We start from the raw sequence: 6,870 nt of genomic DNA, 5'->3' as shown, positions 1-6,870 counted from the left end.
GCAGCCTTGCACTGCCGCCCCACAATGTCAATTTAGCGCACTGTCACCGTAATTCCGTGATCTCTTGTAATTCAAAATTCTATAAAACGGCTTTAGCCGACAATAAATTAGGCCCGCTACATATATCATCCAAACATGACTTTAGCAACAATGTAATAGCCTCATACGCAACCTCATCTTTTCTGCCTCTCAATGCTGGTATTTCAATTATAACGTCACATGTAGAACTTTTGTTTAACGACCACCTAATAGAATATATATCATCACCATTAATAATCGAACTCGCCAAAGCCTCAGAACGAGATTGATTATTATCTGAAAGTTGATGGCACGCAGTATTTTCAAATATGGAAATTTTCTTATCCTTTAAATAAGATCCATAAAGTGTCCAAACTCTTTTGGAATTTGGACCTGTTTTTAAATCTACAGACAATGAGCTTGCTAAAATACACCAAGACTTTGTCTTTATTTGGCATTCTTGTTGAGGAGCAGAGCTACCTATTGAATACATGCTCAAAATTATAAAAATCTCAGTAAACATTATTCACACCCCAAAAATGGTCCAGGCGGACAGTTAACAACACGGTCAGGACTTTGAATTATTTCTTCCACTTGAGTCGCGTTTGCTGGCCCCCTCAGGTCACCCATAATGGTGTTTTCGTGCCCTCCGTTAGCTTTTGTACCCAAGAACCCACCGTTATCATCAAAAACGTTGCTGTATTTATCTACCGCACCCAAGCCATGTCCAATCTCATGCGCAGCTGTTTCGGGTGTTGCATTCGGCGCAAGCTGGATATCACGCCCCCCAACACCATCTACCATCTGCGATCTCTGAAATCCACGAGCAGTATCGTCAAGCGAAGAGTTTCCAGTCAATATTATCGGGTTATCATTTGAACTATTTGATAAATTAACAAAGACTTTTTCACCCGAATTAGTTGTTCCACTCAGCAACGAGTTGGCAGTAGACTCTAGAGTTGAAGTCGAGATGTTTATTGGACTGTTTGCGCTTACTTGATAAGTTTGCACCACTATCATAGACCCATCGGGTAGCACGTATAGCGTTTTTTTTCCCGTCGGATCGCGCATATTCACCGGATCATTCCCGACATAAGCGTAGAGATTGATCTGGTCCTCATACCCAATCGGATCGGTCTGCAGGAACCGGCCCAGTGTTGGCGAGTAGATGCGGGCCTTGTAATGGTACATGCCAAGGTCCTCAAGCCAGGCCTGGCCCGTATACTGGAACCGCCCGATATTGCCGCTCCCGGGAATGCCATATTCGTCATAGCGGTTGATTGCCATGGTGTTGCCCCAGCCATCGGCAATCGCGGTGACCGAGCCCTGGTGGTTGGTGAACAGATAGCGGCGTTCGGAAGCGCTGATCCCCGCGCCCTCGAACCACACCAGCGGAGTATCCGCGCCTTCGCCATGGACATAGCGCTTGAGCATGTTGCCCCATTGGTCATATTCCGCGACCAGCGCATCGCCATCATAGACAAACCGCCTGGTCCCGCTGTTGCCGCTCACCTGCCACAGACGGCCCAGCGGATCATAGGTCAGGCTGACGTTGCGCGCACCCGACGCCGCCACGAGGCGGTTCTCCACGTCATAGCTGTAGTTCGAGCCGCCATCCCCGGTCAGATTGCCATTGCCGTCATAGCTGAAGCCAGCGGGGCCAGCGGTGACATACTGGTTCAGCGCGTTGGTGGCGTAATTACGGTTGACGTTGCAATAGCCACCGGTGGTGGTGCAATTGCCGGTAAAGGCATAGGCGTCGGAGTTGCTCCAGCGGGAGGTCAGCTGGTTTGCCGGATTATAGGCGTAGGCCGTCCAGATATTGTTGACGCCATTCATGAACGCCAGCTGATAGGCATTGGGGCGCGAAGCACCGTCATAGGTCAGGTGGCTATATGGCCCCCAGGTGCCCTGCGCCCAGCGATAGAGCACAGCCGGACGGCTTACGCCATCATAGGTCTGATAGATCAGCGGCTCCCATGACGAGGTATAGTTGTAATAGAACCGGTCGGCGGCGTCTCGGACCGTGACGATACTGACACTGTCCGGATAGGTCAGCAACGTACGCTGACCGTTGGCATTATACTGGTGACTTATCGACCGCCATGCACCGCCCATGGTGTTGGTGCTTACCGAAAGACGGCCAAAACCATCATAGCTATTGACGATCCCCTCGCCCCAGGGTGAATCAAACCGCGCAAATACCTGAAGCCCGCGCAGGTCATAGCCATAATAGACATCGCGCGTATGGGCAGATGACAGGCCAGCGCGCTCGGGCACGATCTTGGCGACATTGCGGTTCAGCGCGTCATACTGATAGGTGATCGTCGAGCCGTCGCGCTTGCGGAAGCTGGTCCGGTTGCCCGTCGCATCATAGGTATAGGCCTCGTAGTCATTCTCGTTGAGCCAGCCTGCGCTGTCCAGCGCACTTTCGGGCGTTGCCGGATTATAGCCTGCCCGCCTTGTCGGCCACGAGAACACCCATCGCTCCAACCGGCTCAGCGAGTCGTACCGCATCTGCGCGCGGTTGCCATTGGCATCGATGATGTCCTGCTTCTGGCCATTGGGCGTATAGGTGTAGGTGACTTCGGCCTGCTCCAGCGGCGTCCCCACAGCCTTGCGAACCTGCACCAGGCGGCCCGCGACATCATAGACGTTGCGCGTGATCCGGTCCGGTCCAAAGCCGCCGGCGCTCGCATGATCGCAGGCACTGCCGGGGAGCGCCCCGTACGTCGCCGGGTTCATGCGCACCGCCGTGCAGATCAGCTGGCCGGTAACGTCATAGCTGAACTGCGTCATCGAATGCGTTGCGCCATCGCCGACGACCCATTCGCGCGTCTTGCGGTTCATGATGTCATAATCGGCATAGACCTGACGCCGCACGACAAACCCGCTCCACGACGCCGGCGCGACGGAATCGCCCTGCCAGGTCGAGAGCTCGCCGCTTTCCACCAGCACTGCATTGCCGCGCACGTCATAGGTCGTGCGCACCGCCTGCATCGGAGCACCGCCCGGACCATCGGGATCGGCAGAGATCGTTCCGGTTACCCGGCCCAGCGCGTCGTAACGGACGGACTTGGTGTAAGCGCTAGGCTGGGATGCCTGGGCATGGGCCAGCCCCGGCAAAGCCAATGATGCGAGCCCCAATGCCAGCATACGGGCCAGCCCGAGTGTCTGCAGCGTCACGCTGCCCCCATTCATCTTCACGGACATGTCGCAAACCCCGCAGCAGGAGGAGTTTCGCTCGTCTTCCGACCGAGCGCGTCATAGGTGTAGCAAGTGCGCAACGTCTGGCCGTCCGCCGTCACCGCAACACCGCGCACCAGAAGATTGTTCGGCCCCTGGTCCGGACCATATTCATAGGTCGTGACAACCTCGTCGGACGGACCGCCCGCGCATCCGCTGCCAGTGGATGCCGTCGTACGGCAGATGCTTTCGGACGCGAGCAGCCAGACGGGTTGCCCCGTTGGCGCATAACCTCCGCCGGTATGCAACCAGGCCTGACGCTGGACATAGCTATAGCGCTTCTGCGGGCGCGGACCGCCGGGCACGGGGGCGGGACCGGTTTCGGTCAACACGCCGCCATGGGCCGGATCGTAGGTATAGTCGGTCTGGTTCCCGCGCTCGTCGATCACCCTCAGTGGCTTGCTGCAAAGCTTGGCATCTGCATCACCGGTGCCGCAACCGGTCGGCCAGGGACCGCCAAAATGGCTGTAGTCATCGAGAAAACCCTGGATCCACACAGTCGAACCCGCCGGGTTGTTGGGCAGGCCCATATTGATGCAGCAGAATTCCTTGTTCGGGTCGGAAAAGAACATGTTCGACCCGTTGTTCAGCGTGACATTGTTGCCCGTTCCAACCGGCCAGTTGGACCGCATCCACAGGTTGCCGCGCAAGCCCCAGTAGCGAAAAATCCGGTCGCCTCCTGGCGTTGTGACCAGCGAGGGATTGGGATCTCGCATATCGATATACACGGGGGGGATGGTGGATATCTGAGCGCTGGATTGCCCGTATTTGTAGTTCGTCACCAGCAGGCCCGGTGCAACGACTTCTGCGAGCAGGCCGCGATCATAAGTGAAGCTCCAGGAGCCGCCATCCGGCTCGACCATGACGGAATCGCTTCGCCGAGGCTCACCGGGCGGCGTCGGTTCATAGACAGGGCTTGCTTCGGGGTTGAAAGCATATTGCCAGACGGCACCATCAGCCATGATCTGCTTGGTGACCTGATCGGGTTTGGTCAGCGCTGAACAAGGGTGCGGCGCGTAAAGGCAGTTACGAGTTTCGCCGTAGAAGTTCTCAACCGCACAGGTCCCGGACCCCGGCACCGTCACGCAGCCGATGACTGGTTCCCCATAACCCGTCGATTTATAGCTGATCTGGACCGTCACACCCATAGCATCAGTGACGCTGGCAAGCCCCTGACCGCCATATCCATATGAGACTGCTATCGCTTCGCCGCTGCAAGCCGCCGCAGGAGAAACCGGGCTATTGGCCAGGTTATATCCGCACGCCTTGGTAACTCTTCCATAGCCATCATAATCGAGATGGATGGCGTATCCGCGCGTGCTCCTTACTTCCTGCAGCAGCGCATCAGAACGGTAGCTGTAGCTGTGGACGGTGCCATCCGGACGGGTCGAAGTTTCGATCCGATATCTCTGCGGCCCACTGGATGGCTGCGCAAGCCCGGCAGGCTTGAAGAAGACATGCTGGCCGCCCGCCTTGTCGATGAAAAGCAACCGATCATTGGCAATGTGGCGGAGAGATGTACCGTTGGTCGTTCTGTTCTTCGGGTTGTAAGCACCGATACTCAACATCCCAAAGCTGTATTTTTGACCGTCTACGACCACATGGACCCGCCGATCGTCGAAGAGATCTCTGTCTGCTCCGCCATTAACAGAGAAGGTCCAGCTACGATCCTGCCCGGAAGGATTCTGACTGATCGGGAAACCAGCAACCTTGCCGCCCCATCCCCTCGTCAGCGTCAGGTCGCCGATCGCCAGATCGGTGACGCTGAGCGAGTACCACCCGGTTTGCATGTTCACGCCTCCGGGACTCTCAGTGTACTGCTCCAGATACTGCGCCCTCGCATCCGTTGGCGTCTGAGCAAGAACAGGCCCCGAAGAAACCAGCGAGAATAGCGCAAACAGCCCCAGGCTCGCTGTCGTCGCAGAAAGAGAATGTGCCCATCTTGCGCAAAGCAGTATGCAAGATTGTATCGCCGCAGACGCCATTGAGTAGCCCCCTCGGTATTGTGAGAAACTGGTTTTCGTTTGAGAATGGCGCAGCCCAGATGTCGCCGCGCAGAAGGGCGGCTCGCTGATCATTACCAGCATCCGCCACCTGCAACATTTAGCGTGAGCACGCCTGTGGATGTCGCTCCCTGGCTGTCCTGGACGACATAGGTCACCTGAACACTGCCGCTGGAACCATAGGACGTGAACCCGACATTGGTCGATGACTCAACACCTGCCTCGCCTCGGCTGGACGGCGAGACTCCCTGGATTCCAACCAGCGTTAGCGGATAATGACCTTCAGGATCGGTGTCGTTGGCGATCACATTGACGGATTTGTAGGAACACAGAGCAACGGTTCCGCCATTGTCATTCTGCGCCACCGGCGGCTGGTTGCTGCCACCACCGCCAGGATTTCCACCACCGCCAGGGGGTGGGCCGCCTCCAGGATCCGTCCCGCCGCTGGGCTCTCCCAATGTACCAGCCGCGCCGGTGACCGTTACATTTGTCCGGTTGCTTGCCGGGTCATAGCTGTATGTGGAGTTGACCCCATTGTTGACAGTCCCGCTATGCGAGGTCTGCACCAGCCGCCCCAGCGCGTCATAGGTGTATGTCACCGCGTCGCTCGTCTGGCTTTGTGCTGGCACGCCTGCAACCAGCATGCTCGCGAGCCCAAGACCCAAGCCCTTTTTCAGCACATTGCCCCCTCTCTCGCGCGCGAACGCCATTTCGGCCGGAATACTTGGTTCCAGCGACGAAATGCCTTCAAAACGAAGACTATTATTTGCGAATCACTCTTGACGAAGGTCCACCACAAATTGGGATGGGCGTCTATATCCAAAAACATCCGTTTTGGAGGCACAGACTACTTTCATGAAAACAGCCTCAGCTTACGCTTCGCGATGCGCACCACCTTATTTGAAAGCTTTATTTCACTCGAAGTGACACTTTCCACCGATCCACCATTTGCATGTTGGTCCTGTTTTCCAAGCGCCATGTTCAAAATCGGGGCGAGCAATCCCTAGACGCCACTCTCACCACCGCCTCACATTCAAGAAAAATTGGTCTGACTCCCGCCGGACCACTGCGCCCGCTAGAAAAAACCCCCGAAATGAGGATACTATTTGTGATTCGCTTGAGCGACAGAAGCACCACAGGACCTACAAGCCACCTCGAACCAAAACATCAGGTTTGGATTTAACTGCGTTGTTTTGGTTCAGTGCCCTGATTGAAAGCCATGCTCCTGGCACTGCTATACTGGCGGTCCTAATTGATCTGCTCCGGATCGGCGCTGTGCCAGTGCGCGAGCATCGCAAGGTCGTGCGTGGCGAGCCAGGCCTGCCGATGCGTGATCGCGCTGAGGGCTACGTTGGGATCGACGATGATCTTCTCGCCATTTGAGCGCGCGATATTGACATTCTCTACGAGCGGCACATGCGAAAGCCATTCGTCTGCCTTGCGCGAGGCTGCTGCGCCGATCTTCGACTGCAGTTCCAGTTCGATGCCTATGCTACCAGCGAGCGGTAATCGATCCGTGCATCGATATCGAGTTGCGCCATGAGCCGGTTGGGTTAGCGTCCGCGCTCGTGGTGTAATTTTCGGTGGAGATTTAGGTGCTGCT

Annotated in this window: 5 protein-coding genes; all 5 read right to left on the bottom strand. The window is 56.3% G+C overall.

Going from position 1 to position 6,870, the window contains the following annotated elements:
- Nucleotides 1–79: 79 nt before the first annotated feature.
- Nucleotides 80–541, bottom strand: coding sequence for a hypothetical protein (locus tag AX735_RS25275; protein ID WP_137775982.1), 462 nt, complete (start codon nucleotides 539–541; stop codon nucleotides 80–82).
- Nucleotides 541–3,231 (bottom strand): RHS repeat-associated core domain-containing protein, encoded by a 2,691-nt coding sequence (locus tag AX735_RS24475; protein WP_082751169.1) that lies wholly within the window; start codon nucleotides 3,229–3,231, stop codon nucleotides 541–543. The genes AX735_RS25275 and AX735_RS24475 overlap by 1 nt, the downstream gene beginning before the upstream one ends.
- Nucleotides 3,222–5,351: a hypothetical protein gene (locus AX735_RS16535; protein WP_156447529.1), complete on the bottom strand. Its 2,130-nt coding sequence runs from the start codon at nucleotides 5,349–5,351 to the stop codon at nucleotides 3,222–3,224. The genes AX735_RS24475 and AX735_RS16535 overlap by 10 nt, the downstream gene beginning before the upstream one ends.
- Nucleotides 5,342–5,977, bottom strand: a complete 636-nt coding sequence (locus AX735_RS16530) for an Ig-like domain-containing protein (protein ID WP_066282483.1) — start codon at nucleotides 5,975–5,977, stop codon at nucleotides 5,342–5,344. The genes AX735_RS16535 and AX735_RS16530 overlap by 10 nt, the downstream gene beginning before the upstream one ends.
- A 538-nt stretch (nucleotides 5,978–6,515) precedes the next feature.
- Nucleotides 6,516–6,870 (bottom strand): hypothetical protein (locus AX735_RS26445; RefSeq protein ID WP_446471832.1); only part of this gene is annotated, 355 nt, incomplete at its 5' end.

Source organism: Blastomonas sp. CCH1-A6 (genome assembly GCF_001556365.1).
Classification (GTDB): domain Bacteria; phylum Pseudomonadota; class Alphaproteobacteria; order Sphingomonadales; family Sphingomonadaceae; genus Blastomonas; species Blastomonas ursincola.
This window is presented reverse-complemented; position numbering and strand designations above follow the sequence as displayed.